This is a genomic window from Photobacterium sp. CCB-ST2H9 (assembly GCF_023151555.2).
GTDB lineage: Bacteria > Pseudomonadota > Gammaproteobacteria > Enterobacterales > Vibrionaceae > Photobacterium.
Genome location: NZ_CP100425.1, coordinates 1,011,127 through 1,032,949 on the forward strand (window position 1 = coordinate 1,011,127; position 21,823 = coordinate 1,032,949).

19 protein-coding genes are annotated in these 21,823 nt (G+C 49.8%); 12 read left to right on the top strand and 7 right to left on the bottom strand.

Going from position 1 to position 21,823, the window contains the following annotated elements; all coding sequences use genetic code 11:
- Positions 1-51: 51 nt before the first annotated feature.
- Entirely contained in the window at positions 52-852 is an 801-nt protein-coding gene (locus tag L4174_RS04910) for an XRE family transcriptional regulator (RefSeq protein WP_248143745.1), read from the top strand.
- Between the two features lie 229 nt (positions 853-1,081).
- Positions 1,082-1,501, top strand: a complete 420-nt coding sequence (locus L4174_RS04915) for a hypothetical protein (protein WP_248143746.1) — start codon at positions 1,082-1,084, stop codon at positions 1,499-1,501.
- 224 nt (positions 1,502-1,725) lie between these two features.
- Here the strand turns inward: L4174_RS04915 and L4174_RS04920 are convergent, their stop codons facing one another.
- Complete coding sequence (locus L4174_RS04920) at positions 1,726-2,637, bottom strand: LysR family transcriptional regulator (RefSeq protein ID WP_248143747.1); 912 nt, start codon at positions 2,635-2,637, stop codon at positions 1,726-1,728.
- Positions 2,638-2,729: 92 nt separating this feature from the next.
- On the opposite strand from L4174_RS04920, the gene L4174_RS04925 reads away from it, so the two are divergent.
- The 5 genes from L4174_RS04925 to L4174_RS04945 all read left to right on the top strand — a co-directional run bounded on the left by L4174_RS04925 (position 2,730) and on the right by L4174_RS04945 (position 6,658).
- On the top strand, positions 2,730-2,954 hold the full coding sequence (locus L4174_RS04925) for a hypothetical protein (RefSeq protein ID WP_248143748.1): 225 nt from the start codon (positions 2,730-2,732) through the stop codon (positions 2,952-2,954).
- A 13-nt stretch (positions 2,955-2,967) separates the two neighbouring features.
- The gene (locus tag L4174_RS04930; RefSeq protein WP_248143749.1) at positions 2,968-3,432 is read left to right on the top strand and encodes a hypothetical protein; all 465 of its coding nucleotides are present in this window, start codon (positions 2,968-2,970) and stop codon (positions 3,430-3,432) included.
- A 233-nt stretch (positions 3,433-3,665) separates the two neighbouring features.
- Complete coding sequence (locus tag L4174_RS04935) at positions 3,666-4,673, top strand: HAD family phosphatase (protein ID WP_248143750.1); 1,008 nt, start codon at positions 3,666-3,668, stop codon at positions 4,671-4,673.
- Between the two features lie 137 nt (positions 4,674-4,810).
- Complete coding sequence (locus L4174_RS04940) at positions 4,811-6,166, top strand: MBL fold metallo-hydrolase (protein ID WP_248143751.1); 1,356 nt, start codon at positions 4,811-4,813, stop codon at positions 6,164-6,166.
- A 33-nt stretch (positions 6,167-6,199) separates the two neighbouring features.
- Positions 6,200-6,658 (top strand): ATPase, encoded by a 459-nt coding sequence (locus L4174_RS04945; RefSeq protein WP_248143752.1) that lies wholly within the window; start codon positions 6,200-6,202, stop codon positions 6,656-6,658.
- A 208-nt stretch (positions 6,659-6,866) separates the two neighbouring features.
- On the opposite strand, the gene ampC is transcribed toward L4174_RS04945, so the two are convergent.
- A complete protein-coding gene (ampC, locus tag L4174_RS04950) occupies positions 6,867-8,060 on the bottom strand; it encodes a class C beta-lactamase (RefSeq protein ID WP_248143753.1) in 1,194 nt (397 codons plus the stop codon).
- 173 nt (positions 8,061-8,233) lie between these two features.
- On the opposite strand from ampC, the gene L4174_RS04955 reads away from it, so the two are divergent.
- Positions 8,234-9,127 carry a LysR family transcriptional regulator gene (locus L4174_RS04955; protein WP_248143754.1) on the top strand — a complete coding sequence of 298 codons (894 nt, stop codon included), beginning with the start codon at positions 8,234-8,236 and terminating at the stop codon, positions 9,125-9,127.
- A gap of 52 nt (positions 9,128-9,179) precedes the next feature.
- Here the strand turns inward: L4174_RS04955 and L4174_RS04960 are convergent, their stop codons facing one another.
- Entirely contained in the window at positions 9,180-10,175 is a 996-nt protein-coding gene (locus L4174_RS04960; RefSeq protein WP_248143755.1) for a YafY family protein, read from the bottom strand.
- Between the two features lie 121 nt (positions 10,176-10,296).
- Here L4174_RS04960 and L4174_RS04965 point away from each other — a divergent pair, with 121 nt between their 5' ends.
- Positions 10,297-10,965: a glutathione S-transferase family protein gene (locus L4174_RS04965; protein WP_248143756.1), complete on the top strand. Its 669-nt coding sequence runs from the start codon at positions 10,297-10,299 to the stop codon at positions 10,963-10,965.
- Positions 10,966-11,175: 210 nt separating this feature from the next.
- The gene (locus L4174_RS04970; protein ID WP_248143757.1) at positions 11,176-11,691 is read left to right on the top strand and encodes a hypothetical protein; all 516 of its coding nucleotides are present in this window, start codon (positions 11,176-11,178) and stop codon (positions 11,689-11,691) included.
- A 74-nt stretch (positions 11,692-11,765) separates the two neighbouring features.
- Here the strand turns inward: L4174_RS04970 and L4174_RS04975 are convergent, their stop codons facing one another.
- From L4174_RS04975 to L4174_RS04985, 3 genes are all read right to left on the bottom strand, one after another.
- Positions 11,766-13,736, bottom strand: a complete 1,971-nt coding sequence (locus tag L4174_RS04975) for a HEAT repeat domain-containing protein (RefSeq protein WP_248143758.1) — start codon at positions 13,734-13,736, stop codon at positions 11,766-11,768.
- Positions 13,737-13,806: 70 nt separating this feature from the next.
- A complete protein-coding gene (locus L4174_RS04980; RefSeq protein WP_248143759.1) occupies positions 13,807-14,673 on the bottom strand; it encodes a hypothetical protein in 867 nt (288 codons plus the stop codon).
- A gap of 1,061 nt (positions 14,674-15,734) precedes the next feature.
- Positions 15,735-16,901 (bottom strand): multidrug effflux MFS transporter, encoded by a 1,167-nt coding sequence (locus L4174_RS04985; protein WP_248143760.1) that lies wholly within the window; start codon positions 16,899-16,901, stop codon positions 15,735-15,737.
- Positions 16,902-17,000: 99 nt separating this feature from the next.
- Between L4174_RS04985 and L4174_RS04990 the strand changes: the two genes are divergently transcribed.
- Both L4174_RS04990 and L4174_RS04995 read left to right on the top strand, forming a co-directional pair.
- Positions 17,001-17,807 (top strand): helix-turn-helix domain-containing protein, encoded by an 807-nt coding sequence (locus tag L4174_RS04990; RefSeq protein ID WP_248143761.1) that lies wholly within the window; start codon positions 17,001-17,003, stop codon positions 17,805-17,807.
- 54 nt (positions 17,808-17,861) lie between these two features.
- Positions 17,862-19,370, top strand: coding sequence for a hypothetical protein (locus L4174_RS04995; protein ID WP_248143762.1), 1,509 nt, complete (start codon positions 17,862-17,864; stop codon positions 19,368-19,370).
- 92 nt (positions 19,371-19,462) lie between these two features.
- Here the strand turns inward: L4174_RS04995 and L4174_RS05000 are convergent, their stop codons facing one another.
- Complete coding sequence (locus L4174_RS05000; RefSeq protein WP_248143763.1) at positions 19,463-21,757, bottom strand: penicillin acylase family protein; 2,295 nt, start codon at positions 21,755-21,757, stop codon at positions 19,463-19,465.
- Positions 21,758-21,823 lie beyond the last annotated feature (66 nt).

Here is a 21,823-nt window from a genome sequence, read left to right on the forward strand (position 1 = left end):
GGGTCGTATTATGATGCTTTTGGTATCAGGCTGCGATGCAGAGAGAGCAAGATGGATGATCGATTGTCACAAGAAGTGTGTTCCATTCTCAAAAAGGAGCTGAAGAGATGTAATATCTCTTACCGAACTCTGGCGCATGAGCTGGAAATCTCTGAAGTGAGTGTGAAGCGATTACTGAATAATGTGCAGCCACTTTCGATGCAAAGATTGATCAGCATCGGCCGTTTGATTCACTTCCCCCTGTCAAAGCTGCTAGAAGAAGCTGAAAAGAATATCAATGCGGTCCCTATTTTTACCCGGGAGCAGGATCTGGCTTTCTTTGAATGCCCTGCGTTATTTACGTTCTGGTCCGAATTGACGGAGCACCGAACGGTCAATGAGATTGCAGAACGGTATGCACTCAATGATGCTTCAATTCATCTTTATCTGAGAAAATTAGAAATCCTCAGGTTAATTGAGTTACGGCCGGGTCATGTTTGCAAGCTGTTAGTTCCTTCACATACTTCATTTGAGAAAGGTTCCAGGTTCCCAATCTTCTTTACCCAGACGGTGCTGAACCGACTTCAAGCGCGGGTGATCGACTTACCAGCAGAGGATAACCAGGCATTTCTGATTACTTTAAAAGCAGAACTCACCCATGAGGAGTTTCTGGAAATCACGCATAAATTAGATGACTGGATGTTCAACAAGCTGCGAGAAAGTCAGGAGACAAGGGCGCGAGAAGGGCTGAACGTCGCACCCTACACATTTGGTTTTATGGCAGCAAAAGGGGCTTTTCACGATAAGCTTCCGGTAATACCAAATCTTACAGAGGATTTAAGAAATTCAGTCTTCAGCCCAACTCAAAAGTAGTCCTGAACTTCAGAATGGAATAAATGCTTGAGCAAAGGGTGTCCGGCAGTGACCTTATCGAAGAAGTGAGGAGCTTTTGAAAAGGTGATGTGGCATTTCCAGATGCGTTACTTTCATGTCAACTCGAGTCAAAATCTTCTGCAACACTCTCATTTATCGCCATAATTAGATGGAGCAATCATAGAAAACTGCATCAAAATTTTCGGACCGACTGGGTTAGGGAGACCAAATGAAGCATAAGGCATTGGCGATTTGTTTGACTGCGATTTTGACGATTCAGCTGTCAGGGTGCGGTGTCCTGCTGCATCCGGAAAGAAAAGGCCAAAAGGGCGGCAATCTTGATCCGGCCATTGCAGTATTGGATGCGGCTGGCTTGTTACTCTTCATTGTTCCCGGGCTGATCGCGTTCGGGGTTGATTTGTATTACGGCACGATTTACCTGCCGGGCACAGCAAAAGCTTTAAATCAAGAAGAGCTGAATAGGCTCAAGTCAACAGACGGGCAGATTCGGCCAGATATGTTAGCCAGGCTTATATCTGATGAAACCGGCCAGTCTGTCTCTGCAGAAGCGATGGTTTCCTATGAGGTCAGCTCAGTTGATGAGTTAAAGCGATTGTTAATTGAAACAAGTCAAAACTCATCCTCATAGATTGTATGGCAGCGGATCGCTTTTTGAAGGCTGGCTGTTGATGAAATCAATCAACCAGCCGTGAATGCGGTTAATTGAGGAAAGGGTTGTTGTGTGGCGAGGGTTTGAACAGCCACATTTGATACTTCAGGAAGCCGGTGGGTCATGTGTTTATATTTCTCACCGGTTGTTGCGACAGTGAAATCTTCTCAGGAAAGAATTTTTCAGCGCCGCTGATGGTAAGTTCAATCCAGTGAAGATGATTCAGCCGGTGCATTGGATTGGTTCAGGTTGTTTGAATATTCACCTTTGACGTGCTCAATAAATAGGTCGACAGATTTTGATGTTCTGCTTGTGTTCCACACCATATGAATATCCCAGCTTGTATCTTCCGGAAAGGGAATAAGCTCGATTGCGTCATAGATACCTAAAATTGATTTCTTCGGTAAAATGGCAACGCCTGTATTCGAGAGTATTAATGTAATAATAGTTTGTATGTCTGCCGAGATATTAGTGATGTTGTATACTCTGTTTTTCAACAAAGCCATGGTGTGAATATGCATCATCGATTTGCTGTGATTGCCCATCATCAGTAAATTAAACTTTTCTAAATAACCGTCAACGTTTTCATTTGTATATTGATCTTTTGAAACAGCCAGGACAAATTCATCACTTGAAACTTTAATACTGCTGAGTGTGTCGGATATAGGTTTTCTCATAAAACCTATATCTAAAGAGCCAGACAGCAATTGTTCTTCCTGTTCATGAGAACAGATATCTGAGAGTGAGATTGAGATGTTTTGATGCTTATTCTGAAATTTCCGGATGTAGTGTGGCAGAAAGTCATAACTCGACTTTCCAAACCCTATGGATAAAGATGTGAAATTGCTTCTGGAAATATTGTTCAGGTGATCGTCTACTTTTTGAATATGTCTGTTGAGGGCAATAATCTCGTCGATGACCTGTTTTCCTGTGCTTGATAATGTGACCCCCTGGTTATCTCTGATGAAGATTTCTATTTCATAGGCTTCCTCAACATTTTTGATCTGTTTAGAAAGTGCGGGTTGCGAGATACAAAGGATCTGGGCTGCAACTCTGAAGTTTTTTACTCTTGCAAGGGTTTCAATTGAATGCAGGTATTTAGGATTAATCTTCATAACTTTAAGTTATCGCCATTCAAAAAATTCACTATGCACTATAGCATAAAAGTAGATAATTCTGATATCAACTACTGAGGACCGGAGTTTATATGCAGTACTGTGTATTAGTAAAAGAAGATGTGCTCGTATTTGAAGCCGTCAATTCAGATGAATCTTTCAGTGTTATTTTTGGGTTGTTTAAACAGGGCTTTGTCTTGGCGCCTGTATTAGTGGAGGCGAATAATGCAGAAAATGCGCGTGTCTGTTTTCACCATCGTTTTCAATGGGAAGATTTGAAAAATGCCTTCGATACAAAAAAAGTATTACTCTGCTGAATGATGTCATGTCATGATCTCTTTTGATAGTTCTGATTTTAACAGATATTTCAATATGAGGTTTGGCTTGAAAATTTCATTATACAAATTCATGTTCATCTGTGTGTTGCAACTGTTATCAACCGGGATTGCTGTTGCTTCCACGGTGAATATCACCGGCGTTTATTCAAGTTTTGACCTTCATCAAGAATCGGGTGATGTGATTGGGATCGAAGTGATTATTTCTGAGTCATATTCTGGGAGGTATTTTGTGAGCTTTCAGGCCAGTGAAGGGGCGCCAAGAATACCTGTCGTTTCTGAATTGACTGTTCATGAAAACGAAATTAATTTCCAGGTCAAAGAAGAAAATGGGTATCAGGGTTTGTTTCAGGGAACTGTTTTTCAGAATGAATTAAAGGGAAGCTTCGTTGAAGGACAACTTTCACCCAGTGGTGATCAGATGATTGTTCTACCGAGAACGCATAGTTACTGGCAGTAGCGATTGGCAGTCGTGATTGGTCATCGTGTTTTTAAATGACCGTTCAGGCTGAATCTTTTCTCATGTCAGATAAAAACACATCAATATGATTGAAGTAACAATGATATTGATTTGTCTCTTAAAGTGAGAGGTTTATCTTGCTTGTTTTTGTGATATTAATCACGTGCGACCTTTGCGCTTGTGCTTAACTTAAAACGTTTTTCATAGCGAAAAGAGGCGAATCGAAGGTGACGATGCATGCGATTAGACCGACATTAGCACTGATGAGGTATGCGTTTCTTTTGCTGTTTGTCTTTCCTCTGGTCTCAGAGAGCAGCGAAGCTGATGCGTTGCCATCCTGGAACGATGGTCCAAGCAAACAGGCCATCATTCAGTTTGTTCAGGAGGTCACGCGTGAAAATTCTCCTCATTTTGTCCCCCCGGGAGAACGGATTGCGACTTTCGATAATGACGGGACATTGTGGGTTGAGCAACCCATGTATACCCAGCTGTTCTTTGTCATCGACAGAATTCAGGCTTTAGCACCGTCACATCCTGAATGGAAAACGCAGGAACCCTTCAAATCGGTGCTGCAGGGGGATGTCAAACAAGCCCTTGCCGGCGGGAATCATTCAATTCTCGAACTCATGATGGCAACCCATGCCGGAATGTCGGTGCTAGCTTTCTCAACACTCGTTGAGGAATGGATAGCCATCGCAAAACACCCGTCTACGGGGCGTCTTTTTACCGAGATGGTTTATCAGCCTATGCTGGAACTGATTGCCTACCTTCAGGAAAATCACTTTAAAACCTATATCGTTTCAGGTGGCGGTATTGAGTTCATGCGTCCCTGGACTGAAAAGGTGTATGGCATTCCTCCGGAGTGGGTGATTGGCAGCAGCTTTAAAACCGAATACAAACTGATTGATGGTGTTCCTCAGCTGCTGCGGATGCCGTCCGTTAATTTTATTGATGATAAAGAAGGAAAACCGGTTGGGATTCATCAGTTTATCGGGCGGCGCCCAATCGCTGCCTTCGGAAACTCAGACGGCGATTTTCAAATGCTTCAGTGGGTCACGGCTGGTGACGGGAAACGCTTAGGATTGCTTGTACACCATACGGATAAAGCGCGTGAATGGGCATACGATCGACATTCATCTGTCGGAAAACTGGATAAGGCACTGGATGCTGCGAAGGAAAATGGCTGGGTTGTTGTGGATATGAAAACGGACTGGCGAACCATCTACCCGTCTCCACATTAAGTTCTGTGTACAACTTTGTATCTGCCTTGAATAACCCGTTGAGCGTACCTAATCTAACCGATAGCCATTGCTGTTAGACGAAGCCGCGGCCGAGTGTTTTGCAGCGGTCAAACTGAGTGAAACCAGGGGGATGCCGGATGAAAATTACTTTTCTTGGCGGGACCGAAACGGTGACCGGCTCCAAGTTTCTGCTGGAAACCGAAAATACCAGCGTGCTGGTCGATTGTGGTTTGTTTCAGGGATATAAGTGGTTGCGGGAGCGCAACTGGCAGACATTGCCCATGGACATCGACAAGCTCGACGCCGTTCTGTTAACCCACGCCCACCTTGACCATTCCGGCTATCTCCCGGTGCTGTACAAGCATGGCTATCGCGGACCGGTATTTACCCATCACGCCACGAAGGATCTGTGCCAGATACTGCTCGCCGACAGCGGTCATATTCACGAGGAAGACGCCAAGTATTACAGCAAACACAAGCTGGGAAAACACGAACATCCGGAACCGCTTTATGACCGGGAAACCGCTGAGGACTGTATGGTGCTGTTCCAGCCGGTCGATTTTGACGAACCGGTCGAAGTCGGAGACATCCGGTTTCATCTGCAACCGGCGGGGCATATTCTCGGTGCCGCCAGTGTGATCGTGGAAGCTGAAGGAAAACGGATTGGTTTTTCAGGCGATGTGGGTCGTTTTGACGATGTCCTGATGAATCCGCCCCGGCCTTTACCGGCGCTTGATCTCCTGCTGATGGAATCGACTTACGGTAATCGTCTCCACGATACTCAGGATCCGTTTGAACAACTCGCAGAAGTCGTGAATCAGGTCGCGATGCAAGGTGGTGTTTTACTGATTCCTGCTTTTGCGGTGGGACGTGCACAGGCGTTGCAACATATGCTGGCAACTTTGATGGAAAAAGAAGAGATCCCCCGAATCCCCATTTATCTCGACAGCCCGATGGCGATTAAAGTGTCGGATATCTTCTTCCGGTACAGTGATCAGCACCGGTTAAATCAGGAACAATGTCACCGCATGTGCAAAGACATCACCTATATCCGCACTGTGGATGAATCCAAGGCGATAGAGAAGCAGGCCTTTCCCCATATCATTATTGCAGGCAGCGGGATGGCAACGGGCGGACGTATTCTGCATCACTTCAAACGCCTGCTTGGCAGTCCGAAAACCACGGTGCTGTTTACCGGCTATCAGGTCGGGGGAACCCGGGGCGATAAAATGCTCAACGGCGTCGAAACCGTGAAAATTCATGGCGAATGGATACCGGTGCGCGCCTCGGTGAAAATGCTTTCCAGTTTGTCTGGCCATGCGGATTACCTGGAACTGACCCGGTGGTTACAACAGTCGGCACTGGAAGAAAAAACGCGTATTCAGCTGATTCATGGCGATCCCGAAGCCCTGGAAGGGCTGCGGGTCCACTTGCAGGAGCAGACAAAATTTACGGTGAACGTGGCGGGCTACTGGAGTATTTTGCGCCTGTAGTCTCTGGTTGACTCAACCGATGAGGAAACGGCTATGCAAGTCGAAACCCTGAAAGATGTGCTGCACTGGACGAAAGAATTTCACCATCACCTCAGCCATTGTTTGTCCCGTGGCGTGAACAAGCATACGGATGAACGTGCCCGGATGGTCCTGAATTATCTTGCCGATCATGAGAAACGCCTGAGCCAGGTCGTGAGTGAATTTGAAACATCCGGCGATGCGCATGCTCTGAATACCTGGTGTTATGAGTATTTACAGAAAACCCCGATTGTCCGGCATCAGCACTGCGACGTGCCTTTTGCCAGACTTGATGCCGCACAGATCATGGATGTGATTGTTGATCAGCACCAGCAGGTGATCGAACTATATCGCTATCTGGCTTCCCGGGCTGATATTCCTGCTGCCCGGGAATTGCTGGAGACGCTCGAATCGCTGGAAGAACATGAGATTATGCGGATGGTTCATTCCACCCACCGGTTTGATGACTTATAGCGACCCCGCACCTGATGCCGCGAGTTGGTTGCAGGGAGGTAGTTACAGGGGGAGTTTCAGGGCGTTGGTCACCGAAAGTCGGGCGCAGCAAGTCTGGGCACAAAGTCTGGCGTCAGAATTCAGACGGATCAGCTGATGAACCCGGTGTTCCCCCTTCGGTTTGACTGAGTGAGGAACACACGGAGATTGGCTGTGAAATCCGGACAGATTACTGGTCGGCAGCCTTCAAAATCGCGTAAGCGGCTTTGATTCTGTCGGCATTGGGATAATTTTTGTTGGCTAGAATCACGATACCGGTCTTTTTCGCGGGGAGATAAGCCACGTATGCGCCGAATCCGCCAGTTGAGCCCGTTTTATTCACCCAGATGTGCTCTGGCAGGGGCTTGGGTTCAGGGATGATATCAATGGGCATCGGGTTGAGAATCGTCTCGTTCGAATTGCCTGTAAGCAGTGCATTCAGCGTCACCGGATACGCATACATTTCCCAGGCCAGCCCCTGTGTCAGGGTCGCGGACTGAAAATACCCCGTCTTCGTATTGGCCAGCGCTCGCTTCATTAACGGGCTGACCGGAGTTGTCCCGATATTTGCCTCGATATACCGTACCATATCTGCACTGGTCGATTTGATCCCGTAGGCTTCGGCATCCAGCACGCCGGGGGTGACCCTCACAGCGTCACCAGCCTTGTTATAGCCGAAAGCATAGTCGCGCATTTTCGCTTCCGGCACGTTCACAAAGGTGCTGGACATCCCGAGTTCCGGCAGGATGCGATTTTCCATCAGCGCCGGATATTCATTTCCCATACTCCGGGCGGCGAGATAGCCAAAGAGACCAATGCTCGGATTTGAATATTGCCTGCGGGTACCTGCCGGAAATGCGGGTTGCCATTGGCGGTAATAATCCAGCATCGTCGCGTGGTTCGTGACGTTTTCAGGGAACTGAAGCGGCAATCCGCCTGCGGTGTATGTGGCTAACCGGATGAGCGGCGTGTTTCCAATCGTGCTGCCTGTCAGTTCTGGCAGATACTTTGATACCGGATCGTTGAACGATAGTTTTCCTTGCTGTTGTGCATAGCTGGCCAGTGTTGCAGCAAAGGTTTTACTAACCGAACCCAGTTCAAAAATGGTGTTTTCAGACACGGGCTGATGTTGCTGAATATCTGCCAGTCCATAGTTGTAGTAATGTGCTTTGCCATTGACGGTGATGCCAAACGCCATGCCCGGAATCTTGTATACTTTCATCAGCTGCTCAGCCTGCTGATCCACAGCCTGTCTGAGAGGGGCATCATTCTCTGTGGTTTGGCTGTGAACCGGAGAAGCGGTTGATGCCAGGGGCACTGCGGCTGATGCCAGGCAGAGTGCGGAAATAAACAGTGTTCTTGTATTGCAGGCGATGCTTTTCATTGTGACTTCTTTATCAATGTAACGTGAATATGAGTGATATGAACCCATGGAGACAGGGCGGATATTAAAGTGAGTCATTTTGATGCACAATGTGCGAAATCTAATAAGAGCAATAAGAAAATCTAGGGTCATGGCCTGAGGGCATTGGATCATAGAGCCATAAGGTTATCGGCATGAATATTACCCATTTGCCGCTGAACGCAATTCGTGCGTTCCTCGTATCGGCGAAACATCTGAACTTTACCAAGGCTGCGGTTGAGTTGTGTGTCACTCAGGCTGCCGTCAGTCAGCAGGTGAAGGCGCTGGAAGCCCAACTGGGCGTGTCCTTGTTTATTCGTCAGTCCCGGGGGTTAAATTTAACGGAAGAAGGCATGATGCTGCTGCCGGTCGTGAATGGAGCCTTCGATCATTTGTCTGATGCGCTGGAGATGCTGGCGCAGGGGATCCACCGCGAAGTGGTATCCGTTGGTGTGGTCGGCACGTTCGCGGTGAACTGGCTGTTGCCTCGTCTGGCCGATTTTCAGGCGCTTTATCCCTTGATTGATCTGCGCATCTCAACGAACAACAACACGGCAGATCCGGTAGCCGAAGGTCTGGATTATCTGATTCGCTTTGGAAAAGGCAGCTGGCATGCAACGGAAGCGACGAAGCTGTTCCCCGCGCCGTTTACCGTGCTGTGTCAGCCATTGATAGGGCAGGCCATGTCCTCACCGAGAGATGTGCTGAACTACACCTTATTGCGCTCCTACCATCCCGATGAGTGGCAGCTATGGCTGGACGAAGCAAAAGTCGCGGTGCCGAAAGCAAAACTGAGTGCTATCGTCTTTGATTCATCTATCAGCATGATAGAAGCGGCGATTCAGGGCTACGGTGTGGCGCTGGCGCCGCCTGCAATGTTCGAAAGGCAGCTCGCGGAAGAAAAGCTGGTGCAGCCCTTTGAGATCTATTTGCACAAAGGCGCTTACTGGCTGACCAAACTGCACGGTCAGCAGGAAACTCAGGCGCAGCTTCAATTTAAAGCATGGTTGCTCGAGCAAACCGGTGAAGGGCGAGGCACCCTGGGATGAGGTGCTCATATTTTGATGAGACAGGCTTCAGTTCATGGCACTGATTGTGCCATCAGCGGATTGACGTTGGCTCATCATTCCCATCAGCATAATATCCACGCATCACTTCAATCACATTTCTCATGGCCTGCCGCAGCGCTTCTGGCTGGACGACCTGCACTTCCGGGCCGAATCTGAGCATTTCAATCAGCGCCTGTTCTGTATTGCCCGACGGTAAGGTCACGGTGGTCCAGCCGAAATCCTCGGTTTGTGTAATATGCGTATGCTGCCGGACATATGGGGGACTCAGGCCGGGTAACATTCTGAGTCCTTTTGCTGTCAGTTTGATTTCAGCAGTATTGGGATAGAGTTCTGCTTCCATCTGACGGGTACTTGCCTGCCAGTAATCGGACAGGTCAAAAGGCGTCTGCAACTCGAAATTTTGATTCAGTCTGTTCAGATTCTGGATGCGGGCAACCCGGTAGGTTCTGGCTTGATGACGATCCTGAGGCTGAGCCACCAGATACCAGTTCCCTGCCTTTAAAACCATCCCCAGTGGATTGACGATCCGATGGCTGCTGCCTCGCCAGCTTTGATAATCGAACTCAATCTGTCTTTTTTGCCATGCTGCGGTGAACAATTCCGGCAAATGGCTGACGGTTTCACTTTCGGTAAACCAGCCCGGGGAATCGAGCAAAAAGCAGGACTGGAAACGTTCCGCGTGACTGCGCAGTTCCGCCGGAATGGCCGCCATCAGTTTCAGTCTGGCTTCCGACATGGCAGGGGCGACTCCAAGCGCTTTCGCCGGACCGGATAAGCCAAGCATCAGCAGTGTTTCGACTTCCTGCTTCGAGAAGCCGTTGAGCTGGGTTTTATACCCGTCCAGCAACCGGTAACCACCATTGACACCTTGTTCGCTGTATACCGGAATGCCCAGCGCACTCAGACTGTCGATGTCCCGGTAGATACTCCGGACGGACACCTGACAGGCCCGGGCTAATTCAGGGGCACGGACCAGATCGCGGGATTGTAATGTCATCAAAATGGTGAGGAGTCGGCTGGCACGCATGTGTTTTGCTCAGATGATAAAAAAATACAGGTGAAGCATAAAATAAATCCCAAACCTGACAAAAACTGACAGGTTTCTTCACTATATTGGTCTGTAAAGGTCATCACAAGAGGAAAAAACCATGTCAGATTCACCTGCGCAACATGAACTTGTTCTGTTTCATTCGCCGCATTCACGTTCAGCCAGTGCCCTGATTTTGCTGAAAGAGTTAGGCGTTCCTTTTCACCTGCATCTGTTAAATATGAAAGCCGGGGAGAACCGGGAAGCAGAATATCTGGCTGTGAACCCGCTCGGGAAGGTACCGGCAGTGCTGCATCGGGGGGCGTTGATCACGGAGCAGGTTGCCATTTATTTATACCTGGCGGATACCTATGCCGCTGGTGAGTTTGCCCCTGCGCTGGATGATCCGTTGCGTGGCCCTTATTTACGCTGGATGCTGTTTTACGCCGCTTGTTACGAACCGGCCGTTTGTGACAGAGCCATGGGCCTGGTGCCTGAAAACCGGATTGTCAGCCCTTACAGTGATTATGAAACGGTGACTCAGACGCTGATCGATCAATTAAGCCAGGGCCCGTATCTGCTGGGAGAGCGCTTTACGGCTGCTGACCTGTTATGGGCAAACTCGCTCGATTACTGTATCGCTTTTGGCTTAGTGGAAGCGCACCCGGTGCTGACGGCCTATGTGCAGCGCGTGGTTCACCGTCCGAGTTTTGCTGAAGTGAAAGCGTTTGATGCAGAACTGGCCGCCGCTCATGAAGCACAGATTGCCCGGCAGGACGTTGAGTCATAGAAGATAGGCTTTACGAAGTCCTTTGCGGATATTGCCAGAGAATGACGGAAACGGTTTGCGGAATCTGATATTGAAGGGCGTGTCCCTCATCCTGACGCTAAAATCATGACTGTGGGTTCGACATTCACTGAGATGACCTTCAGGTTGCTTTTCCGAAGAGCGGCTGCGTCCGAACGCTCTTGCCGGCAACCTGAGGGTTAAGGAGACATCATGAATTTTAAATCGTGGAGTGTTTTCTGTCTGGCGTTGGGGCTGAGCGCCGGGGTTATGGCTGAAGAAGCAGAGCAGTCTATTTATAACGGCTCTCTGGAAAACCGGGTGAAAACGCTGAGTGCGATTCAGCCTGGTCTGGGCGTTGTGATGCATGAAATCGGGCGGCGGATGGTGAGTGCGCATCAGGCCGCCAACGGCGAGAACTGGGGATTAGCCCAGTATGAGCTGAAAGAGCTGCTGGAAGCTCAGGAAGTGGCTGAACTGACGCGCCCGAACCGGGCAGAAATGCTCAAAGCGTTTGAAAAAACGTATCTTGACCCGCTCGGCGAATCGATTGAGAAGAAAGACCTGAAGCAGTTCAATCAGCGTTTTTCTGATGCGGTGACGGGTTGCAATGCTTGTCATACGGCGCTGGGTCACAGTTTTATCAAGTTCCAGCTGCCAATGGGGCAGGGCCGTTCGATGTTGGATGTCAATGTGAAGACAGAGCCCAGTTATGAGGAAGGGGATTAGGACAAAAAACGCTGCGATCATTGTTTTCGAACTGAGCCTGCCGACATTACATCAGGCAGGCTCAGGGAGAGGATTTACGGAGTCACATCAGTTTGCGCTTGCGCGTACTTATCAACGATTCCCTGTAACCTGTCTTTAATTTGCTGATTCGATTCCTGCGCAATCTGCTGCTGAATCTGATCGAGCGTTTTGTTGTCGAGTGAACGGTAACTCAGAGAGTTGGCTGCAACTTCGCGGGTTGCGGAATTGGCGTCATCTCTGAGCGTTTGCATCAGATACTGAGTGGCGTCTGCGCCCGGTACAAACCGGAGCGCATGGGTCGCCCGCTGACGAATGTCGGCATTTGACTGCTCGGTATAGCTTTTCAGATCGGAGAATGTCAGATACTGCCCCATATTGCCCAGCACGGTTAAGTGGTGCAGGGTTTGTGAAGGTTCTGCCGATGCTTTCAGTTGCTGCAGTTGCTCCGAGACATAGCCGTTCGCGGTTGTCGTATCTTCCACACCCATGCGCTGAACCATGGCACTCTTCGCCAGATCGACATTGGCAGACAGATTGTCTGTCATCGCCCGGCTGTCCATCAGATTTGAGAAGCGCTCAAAGGTTTGGGTATTTCCCTGCGGTGACAGTGCCAGCGAAGCCATGATCGAGGTTGCCGCCTGCGTTTCACTCATCCGGGCGTTTAGTGTGGTCAGCATGGCGTCCTGCGCCGGACGGCTCGCGACTGTACTCAAAGCGCTCAGGTACAGGCTGAAACCCGGTTCACTGGTGCCAAACTTGGTCAGATCGTTCGTGAGCAAATCCAGATTGCCGGGGTAGGCGCGGGCAAAGTTTTGCAGCATGGCGCTCAGTTGGTTTTCTGCTTTCATTCGTTCCAGACCATCCAGTGCGAGCATGGCGTCGTAGAGGTCTTTGATTTCCTGATAGGCCGCTTCAGCGGTCGTGTTTACCCCCTGGGTCGCCTGATCCCGGGCGTCTTTTGCTTCGGCTTGTTGCTGCTGAGAGCCTGAAGCCTTGTTCGTCCCATTTCCTGTCGACAGGAAAACATCGCTGGCAGAAAGCTGAACCTGACGTCCGGCTTGAGTGTGCTTGATCAGCGCCAGCTCGACTGGACTGATATTGTCCGCCCAGGATGTCAGTTTCATGTCCAGCAGGTTTCGGCTGGTGGCCAGCGGCTGGCCGTTCATGTGGTGCTGCACGCTCTCGTCCACCGACAGCTGCGTGAGCATGCGGTTGGTTTGATCCCACAGGGCTTTGTGACTGAAAGTGTATTCTGCACTCAGCTTATTCTCTAAGCCGCGAGCCTGATCATACAGGGCTTTTTTCAGTTCACGGCGTTTAAATAATTGATAGATATTGTTCGCTGAAGTCGTACTGTCATCCAGTTTCAGGGTGTAGTTGGCGGAGAATTCGCCATTGTAATCCTGTTCTGTGCGTTGCCATTGATCCTGATCGTTTACTGTCTCAGGAACGATGTTTTGCATCAGGAAGGCGATGGTTTCCATCGTTTTCAGCGACGTATGCGGCTGTGACAGGTACACTTCCTGGATTTCCCCTTCAGGGGTGGTGACAAACTCAATGCCTTCCTGAACCTGCTGACGGATTGCATCCACAATTTCCGGGCTGGTCTCCTGGTTGACCACAGCAGTCACGGTCGGATCCGGCATTCGGATCAGATGATAAATCTGATCTTGACGCATTTGACGGTACTGGAACAAATTCCCGGAGAGGTCAAACCGGATGCTTTGTTCAACACTGGTGCCCGGCGCTGAGAAGGCGATATCGCCACCATACCGGACATCAAAAACCTGTTTGTTGTATTCGTAAGAGGCGCTATCAGCTGGTGATGAAGCAGGCTTGCTGCTTTGCTGAAAAGCAGGTGTTTCATTTGTTTCGTTGGACTTTGAGGTCTGTGTCTGGTTTGAAGCGGCCGCGGACTGAGGCTTCGATGCCTCGGCACCGGAAGAACCTGAAAATAGATACAGCGAGGCGCCTGCAACCACACAGCAGACCAGAGCCAGCATGATCAGTAACTTGTTTTTCATAGAATTTTGACTCTTGACACAGAAATGCTCCCCGTACCAGAGGTACGGGGAGAAGGATATCACCCAGAGATTATTTCACTGGAAGGAAGGCCTTACCTTCCGCCAGAGTATGCTCGAAGGTGTAGCCTGGCCACTCATAGATCGTCAGTTTGTACTTGTCGTTCACAGAGCCGTAGATGTTACCACCTGCCAGGTTTGCAGTGTTGGTGATGCCGTAGCCAAATCCGAAACCGTTCTGCTCAGCTTCCCAGCGACCATAGGCTTCAAAAGCCAGATCGTCTTTGACGACAGACATTTCGCCACCTAAAGAGATCTTGTTCAGCAAAATTCGTGCTGAGGCTTCCGCAAAACCTTTCACATCTGCACTCGGCACAGCTTTTGCCGTCAGAGCCAGGTTTTCATAGCCGGCTTCCAGACCTACATTCAGCTTGGTTCTGACGCCAACGCCAACATCCAGAATTACAGGACCCAGCGGGATACCGGCATACAGACCCAGGTCTGGGATCGGCAGGATTGGCATATCTTTTTTCAGGGCGCTGCCTTCTTCAGAAGACATGGTGTATTCCTGAGAAATGATATCCGTACCCATGATATTGACGTGGCCGTCAACACCGAACTGCGCATCCGTTGTGGCGGTTGCACCCGCTTTGACGGAGGCTACCTGGATATCGTTGTCCAGCAGGTGACCGTCAATTCCGGCGACGCCTTCAACACGCAGACAGCTCTGACGGCCCTGAACATACAGGAAGCCCTTGATGGTTGAGGATGCCAGATCCTTTGAAGAATCATCGACATCTTTGGTGTAGGAACCGCCAAACTTCGCATCAACAAGCGGGTCGCCAGAGGCAATACAGTCACCATAAAGCGAAGCTTGCGCAAAAGACGAGATTCCTAAAAGTGGTAATGCAGCAAGTGCTAATCGTTTCGTCTTAGTCATTTAAGATTTCCTTATATAATGGTTTGAAAAGGTAATCTTGAGTTCCCCTGAAAATATCCCTGATGGTTGAATACCAGTGAAATATACAAAGTGTCCGCTAATTTCCAACCATCTACACGATTACGCTTCATTTGGAAAACGAAGTGACAGGCAGAAATATTTCTGAACTCTTTTGTCAATGTGTCGGGAACGAGTAATGAGGAAGCAATAGACTTGTTCATCATTCGCCGATACGAAACAATCATTTTTTATTCTTGTTTCCTGACAATTTCAAAGCTATCAAAACAGTTGTTTAAAGTCTATTCAAATTTGTATTTTTTTAATCGAATCTTATTGATGTTATTTATTGATAAATATTGTTGTAAATAAATTTACAATCGAATTACATATGTCGGCTTGTTTTCATTATAAATCTATTTTTCGTATATTAGTGGAATATGTTTTCCTGGGAGTTCATTGATTTCAATTTCATGTCTTCCGCATAATTATTCCTGTGTTCTGAAATGTATGAATACAATAGTTTGCGTTATGATTTGTTTTTAACTCATTGTTTTTTTAGTGATTTTATTTGGTTTTGATGTGGGTTTTATTTAGGGATTTCTGTTTTAGCTCCTGCTGGTTGATGTTATGGAATACTCTGGGTTAGTCAGGTTTTGAACGATGTTCCAATAAATCTGTAATCTAGATAATAACCCGCCAGATGTTGGTTTTTTTACAACAGGAACACGATTTTGGTTAAGAATTATCCATGCCGGATAATTTCAATCTTCCTACTTTAGTATTTATGAATATTTTGGAACCAGATAAAAGTCATGATTTTTTTATGGTTTTTTAAGTCCCCAAATAATTATGGAAACTGGTTTTATGATTTGTATGTCATGAGACTGCTGATGTCAGACGGACTCACTGTATTTAGAATACCGAAAAACAGGTGTTTTATTCTAAGGCGAAATAAGTTGATCAGGACGTGTCCAGAAATTCTCATTTGATAGCACCTTGTCAAAATGCCCGTCTGAAAACAGACAGGCAATACGGGGCAGATATAAAGTGAGCGATGTGGCTTATTTGTTCTGAATATTCGAAGCACGTAAATCTGCTGTATGAGTGACCTGAATCCACAGCGTCACCAGCATCATGCACAAGGCAGTGAAAAGCAGTATCAAACCCAGATTGCGGACAAGTCCGCACAATGCCAGCGATAAACCAATCAGCAGATAATAAAGAAGTCCGAATAATGCACCTGCGCTTCCGGTGCAATGCTGGTAGCTGACCAGTGCCTGGCTGAGAATATTTGGAATCGCGACTCCGAAGCCCATCACAACCAGCAGCATTGGGGCTAAAAAAGCAATGCTGTCTTGCAGTGCCAAGACTCCCAGGCTTCCCATGCAGGCAAGCATTGCTGAAATCATCAGTAACCGGGCGTAGTTGAATCCGGTTTGAATGGCTTTCTGATTCAACAGACTCCCCAGCATCGTACCCAGTGCAAGTACCCCCCCACTGTATCCGAATTGCTGGCTATTCAACCCAAGCCGTTCAAACAGAAAGGGACCTTGCAGGTAATAGGAAAACAGCAGTACGTTGAATCCGGCGACCAACAAGGCGCTGCGCACAAGGTGCGGATCCCGCAACATGGAAACAGCCAGTGTCATCAGTGCTGGCCGGGCAGCCCGTTGTGTCTGTGTTTCAGGAATGAAAACGAGGCTCAGTCCCCACAACAGGGCGGCCATGGCACTGAGTGTGGCAAATACAGCCAGATAGCCGCCCCAGCTGACCATGATGCCTCCGAGCAGCATACCAATCACCGGGCTGATGGAAAGTGCAATGCCGACCCGGGCGAATGCTTTGCTTAAGGCATGACCCCGGAAACAATCGCGGAACATGGTCTGGACGACGACAGAGCCGACCGCTGCCCCAAATGCGCTGATGGCCCGAAGCACCAGCAAGGTCTGGAAGTTTTCTATCCAGAGCGCGCTCAGGGCGCTGACACCATAAATCATCAGCCCTGCTAAAAGGACAGGGCGACGTCCCCAGATATCACACAAGATTCCCCAGGTGACAACACCGGCTGCAAATGCTGCGAAATATACGGCGAGTGTCTGTCCGGCCAGTGCTTCAGAAACAGAAAAGTGAGCTGCAATATCCGGCAGGGCGGGGCTGTAGATCGTTTCTGCAATTTGCGGAAACATGATGAAGCAAATGAGCAATGCGACAGAAGGCGCTGCTTTCATGGGATTCTCCTGAGTGAATGAAAGTGGCGCTAGTCTAAGGTCCAGAGAAATGTTCCAATAACGAAGCTCAGACAGAAAACATCAAAATAGAGACATCTTATGTTGATCGATGCCAATGCAAGGTTTGACCCGGACGCCCTGCCTTCCCCGGTATTGGGGATTGCGTCACGCTTGGGCCAGCATGACTCCGGCCTGCACAAGCACGGTATGTTTCAGTTATTGCATGCCATGCAGGGCTGTATGTCGATTCAGCTGGACGGGATGAAGTGCGTCCTGCCGCCCAACCGGGCTGCCTGGATCCCGGCACACACGCTGCACTGTGCGACAATGCGCAATGTCGTCGAGTACAGATCGCTGTATTTCGACGCACAATGGGTGCAAGGCCTGCCCCGGGAACTGGCGGTGATTGAAGTCACACCGCTCTTACGGGAAATGATTGAGCGTATGTCATTCTGGGAATGGGATAAGCCCCTCGACAGCATGAAAAACACGCTGGCGCTATTTTTTGAAGAGCTGGCAGAGGCGAAAACGCAGTCCTTATTTTTGCCGTTGCCTCAGGACAAGCGGCTGAGTCGATGGCTTGAGCAACTGGAACGAAAAGAAGACATTGTGCCGTCGCTGAAGATCCTGAGTCAGCAAATTGGCGCCAGCGGGAAAACAATCAGCCGGATCCTGCAAAAGGAGACGGGTATGAGTTATCAGGCATGGCGCCAGCAATGGCGGCTGCTGAAAGCTATCGAATGGCTCTCGGAAGGGAAAGCCGTCAATGATGTTGCCTATGGGCTGGCGTTTTCCAGCGACAGCGCATTCATCAGTTTTTTTAAACAGCAAGTCGGGGAGACACCGCTGCGTTTTCAAAAGATTAATGACTGCAGATTTCTGTCTTCAGCGCAGAAAATAGAATAGCTTTATCCATTCAATTGCATGAGAATACCCCGCTTCAGCAACTGGGTGGGTATTATGGGACTCGACACAACATATGTGCCTGTGAAAGAAGAAGACATCGAAGCATACATTCTTGATGTGATCAGGCAGCCTAAACTTCAGGCACAAAAAATTTCTCAGTTATCACAGATTGAAGCGGATCAGAGCTTTCTGGCGGAAACCTTATACCCGGCACTGCTGGGCAGTCAGCCTTCAGATCCTTTCGACAGCCACTTTGGCCGGGTGGCCGGATCCATTCTTGCCCATTTGCATCCTTTTTATTATGAGCGCGGCCTGTCTCTGGCCGTGCTGAGCGGAAGTGAACCGCTGCATACACTGGGTTTGGCCGGGCTGTTTCAGGATTTCAGAACATGTTTTCCAGACGTGATCTCCGGCAATGACAGCGGCGATCTGAACTATCGCTCCGGCATGTTTGTTCCTGCCCGGCACGTTGATACCCTGCTGAACCTGATGCGTCAGCCGGAAGTGCTGCAATGCTTTGACGGTGAGGAACCCAAAGGGCTGATTGCGGCGCTGCAGTATGCCGGCAGGCACGGAACCGGGGTGCTGGAAACGTTTGATATGGTCGAACCGGGCTGCGGCGAATTTTATACTACGCCTTATCAGCTGCGGGCCGGCTATCTGGGAAACCTTGATGATGAACGCAATGCGCTGCAGGGCGCAGTCGGAACCCTGCATCTCGGATTCCCCATGCCAGGCGGCCACTGGGATATGGATGAGGTCGGGCGTCTGACTTTAACATGGGCGCAGCAGGAAAATTTGTTGCCAGCCATCGGGGAAATGGACAGCCGACAGCGTGCGGTGAAAGGTTCGGTCCGTCTGACCCTGATCAATCAGCAGCATATTCCAGTTATTCTGATTCATTCCGAAGAGGAGATTTATGTCCCTGATGTTGACGCTTACCTCGCGGCACTGAAAACATCGGTGTCGGATTTCTTGGTGCAGCACGGGATGGATACCCGTTATTTTGTCTCGCTGACCAAAGCGCAGGAGGTTCCCGAGGCGTTCAGGATCCAGTCAACCTGTCAGGTCGCGCACTCATTCAAACCAAGATTCTGCATGATGAATCAGAAAGCCGCATTTAAAGTGGATGATCTGCTCGTGCATCTTGAATTGACGGCGTTTGGCAAGTGTACGATCCGGGTGAATGATGTCGTGGTCGAGACGCTGAAAATTAAAGCGCGACGTAAAAGACATGTGCTGTTTTTTGGCAATGGCGACTGGTATGGCCTGACGCTTGAAGAAGAAAGCGCGTTCACGGGCACGCTGAATATCGGTATTTTCAAAAACATTTATCAGGTGGCGTCTTACAGGTTGATCCGGGGCAGCGAGCGCTTTTCGAGAAAAACGAATTTTGCGATGTCAGCAATGGAGTACTTGTTTTTGTTTACGCTGGTGCTGTCTGTCATGATGCCGCGTCCGGCGGTAATGATCCCATGCATGATTGTGTTTTCACTGATGCGGCGGCTGAATAAGCGTCATCATATTTTTCTGGAACCGCTGGAAATTGGGGAGCGCGACTGAGCTTCTCAGCGCATGCGGGAAGTTGTTGTGATCACTTCCCGCATGGTACATAAACCTGTGTTTCATGACGCCGCGTTTCATGAAGCCGTGTTTCATTGGGGGATGAGCGTCAGCCGGTATTGAATATCTCCCGGTAATAAAGGTGTTTTCCGATGGAAGGCATAATCATCAAAACCGGCACGGTAGAAGGGTGACAACGGATTGGCCGATTGCCCGCCGGGGATCGTTAAGATGCCGTCGTCTTCCCGTCCGGGCTGAACCACAAAGCGTTCAGAAGCGCCAAATGCCCGGGTCTGCACCGCCGGTTCATATCGCCCGCCAAACCCCTGAATTTCAGGCATATTCAGCAGCCAGCCCAGTTGCGGCATCGTTTTCGCAAACGGGTGCTGAATTGCGAGTGTGTTGACCCTTCCCCAGTTGAGTTCAGCCAGCTTCTGGTCCGGACTGTATCGTTTGAAGAGTGCCTCTTTTGCATCGGTATAAACATTGATGAGCAGGGTCGCCCAGTCTTTTTCTCCGGCTGGCAGCCAGGATGCTGGTTCTTCCTTCAGCAGTTGCCAGATAGCTGGCTCAAGGTTGTCTTTAATAGGTTTCAGGCTCAGTCCCTCGGCAGAGAGCAGATGCTGGAGCGGGGCAAAAACGGTATCAAGCAAACGGTCCCTGAAGGCACGGGTGAGGGTATAGCCGACGGACTCAGCACAGGCGCATCTCTGCCATTGTTTTAAATACCGGATATCGTCCTGAAAGTGCTGCGGATGTAATGCCAGCTGAGATAACAACAGGGCCTGCCAGCGAGCCATAAATTGTGCTTCATTATCAAGCTGCATCTGGAAAAAATCTGATTCATTAAATTGCTGTCTGGCCATCAGCTTGTCACGGATCTGAACCGCACGGCTGGCAATGGCATACCCGCCATCGCCAAACCGGGCATCGTCACCGGCGCTGACCACCCGGCTGTTGGCACTCCACAGCCGCTGATGTGCCGGGTTTTCGACAACCGGCACCTGTTCTGCGCGCTCCTCCCATAAGGTTGCCGGATAGGCTGATGCTGTCACCGGGTTTTGTTGCGGAGCGGCTCTGGCCGGAATGGCCCCGGTTAAACGCCATGCCGCATTGCCCTGACTGTCTGTGATCAGCATGTTCTGTACCGGAATCCCCGTGGACCGGGTTGTGGCTAACCCGTCTGCGACACTGGATGCCGTTTCGAGCGCCATGAGATCAAGATTGACCGCGTAGGGCTGATGCGCCACCCATGACAGGGCATAACGTGCAGAGCCAATGCGGGTAACCGGGCCATCGGCCGAGAGTTCGACCGGGTATTCCACCGCGTTTCCCGGGGTTTTCAGCGTCTCCGTGACCTGAACGGTTTCTGTGTTGTCATCGAGCAGAACCCAGTCCGCGGTATCGATATAGCCATTGGTAAAGCCCCAGGCGATCTTGCCATTGGCGCCAACCACAATGGTCGGGGTTCCCGGCAGGCTGACACCGGTGACCTGGATATTTTGCCCGTGATCCGGATAGTTCAGCTGGGCGCGGTACCAAATGACAGGCACATTTAACCCCAGGTGCATGTCATTGGAAATCATGGCATGCCCTGACGAGGTCAGTTGTCCGGTCACCGCCCAGTTATTACTGCCGTATACCTTTGGTTCACCGATGGGCTGGTGGGCCGCGAGCGAGACGGCCGGGACGTCCAGAGGCGGAATCTCAATCTGTGTCAGTGGCAGATGGGAATTATCTAAAGCGGCCTGTAGCGGATCGGTTTGCGTGACAAAGGCTGTCATCTGCGGTCCGAAGGCCTGTCTCAGACGCTCCAGAACTTGTTCGCGCTCAACGGTACCGTTCTGCAGATCCAGATACATGGAATAGATCACCAGAAAACTGTCTTCAGGTTGCCAGGGGGCCGGTGATGTGCCGCTCAGCAGATATTCAAAACTCCTAACTTGTTGGGCATCCAGCGCTGCATTGACGCCCCGGGCATATTGTCCGAGCAGCGTGCGTTGCTTATCGGTGAGCTGCGCCAAAGCGAGTCGGGCTCGTTTTCGGAACTGATGAAAGCGGTGTTTTTTATCGATCGCCAGCGCATCCTCACCAAAAAGTTCAGCCAGTTCACCGGCGGCATTTCGCCGCAGTAAATCCATCTGGAAAAAGCGATCCTGGCCATGGGCGTACCCCAGTGCAAATGCAGCATCCGTCCGGCTGGATGCACGAATCACGGCGGTTCCAAAACTGTCCCGGTCGAGATGAGCGGGCTGTTCCGGCCCCTGGATGACAACGTTGCCATCCAGTTGAGGTAGGTTGGCCCATAAGAGTCCGTAGCCGGCACCGACGGAGAGAGCCAGTATGCCGGCGATCATGATCAGAGCTTTTGTGATCTTTGAGGTCATGCGCAGTCCTTTGCTGATGTGATTTACGTCATACCGCAGGTTTCACCCAGGCCTTTGTTTATCCCG

Coding starts and splice junctions, on each gene's coding strand:
- L4174_RS04930 (WP_248143749.1), top strand. CDS start 2,968: ATGATCTCTTTTGATAGTTCTGATTTTAACAGATATTTCAATATGAGG.
- L4174_RS04910 (WP_248143745.1), top strand. CDS start 52: ATGGATGATCGATTGTCACAAGAAGTGTGTTCCATTCTCAAAAAGGAG.
- L4174_RS04980 (WP_248143759.1), bottom strand. CDS start 14,673: ATGACTAAGACGAAACGATTAGCACTTGCTGCATTACCACTTTTAGGA.
- L4174_RS04995 (WP_248143762.1), top strand. CDS start 17,862: ATGGGACTCGACACAACATATGTGCCTGTGAAAGAAGAAGACATCGAA.
- L4174_RS04935 (WP_248143750.1), top strand. CDS start 3,666: ATGCATGCGATTAGACCGACATTAGCACTGATGAGGTATGCGTTTCTT.
- L4174_RS04915 (WP_248143746.1), top strand. CDS start 1,082: ATGAAGCATAAGGCATTGGCGATTTGTTTGACTGCGATTTTGACGATT.
- L4174_RS04960 (WP_248143755.1), bottom strand. CDS start 10,175: ATGCGTGCCAGCCGACTCCTCACCATTTTGATGACATTACAATCCCGC.
- L4174_RS04975 (WP_248143758.1), bottom strand. CDS start 13,736: ATGAAAAACAAGTTACTGATCATGCTGGCTCTGGTCTGCTGTGTGGTT.
- L4174_RS04955 (WP_248143754.1), top strand. CDS start 8,234: ATGAATATTACCCATTTGCCGCTGAACGCAATTCGTGCGTTCCTCGTA.
- L4174_RS05000 (WP_248143763.1), bottom strand. CDS start 21,757: ATGACCTCAAAGATCACAAAAGCTCTGATCATGATCGCCGGCATACTG.
- L4174_RS04925 (WP_248143748.1), top strand. CDS start 2,730: ATGCAGTACTGTGTATTAGTAAAAGAAGATGTGCTCGTATTTGAAGCC.
- L4174_RS04920 (WP_248143747.1), bottom strand. CDS start 2,637: ATGAAGATTAATCCTAAATACCTGCATTCAATTGAAACCCTTGCAAGA.
- L4174_RS04970 (WP_248143757.1), top strand. CDS start 11,176: ATGAATTTTAAATCGTGGAGTGTTTTCTGTCTGGCGTTGGGGCTGAGC.
- L4174_RS04940 (WP_248143751.1), top strand. CDS start 4,811: ATGAAAATTACTTTTCTTGGCGGGACCGAAACGGTGACCGGCTCCAAG.
- L4174_RS04945 (WP_248143752.1), top strand. CDS start 6,200: ATGCAAGTCGAAACCCTGAAAGATGTGCTGCACTGGACGAAAGAATTT.
- L4174_RS04985 (WP_248143760.1), bottom strand. CDS start 16,901: ATGAAAGCAGCGCCTTCTGTCGCATTGCTCATTTGCTTCATCATGTTT.
- ampC (WP_248143753.1), bottom strand. CDS start 8,060: ATGAAAAGCATCGCCTGCAATACAAGAACACTGTTTATTTCCGCACTC.
- L4174_RS04965 (WP_248143756.1), top strand. CDS start 10,297: ATGTCAGATTCACCTGCGCAACATGAACTTGTTCTGTTTCATTCGCCG.
- L4174_RS04990 (WP_248143761.1), top strand. CDS start 17,001: ATGTTGATCGATGCCAATGCAAGGTTTGACCCGGACGCCCTGCCTTCC.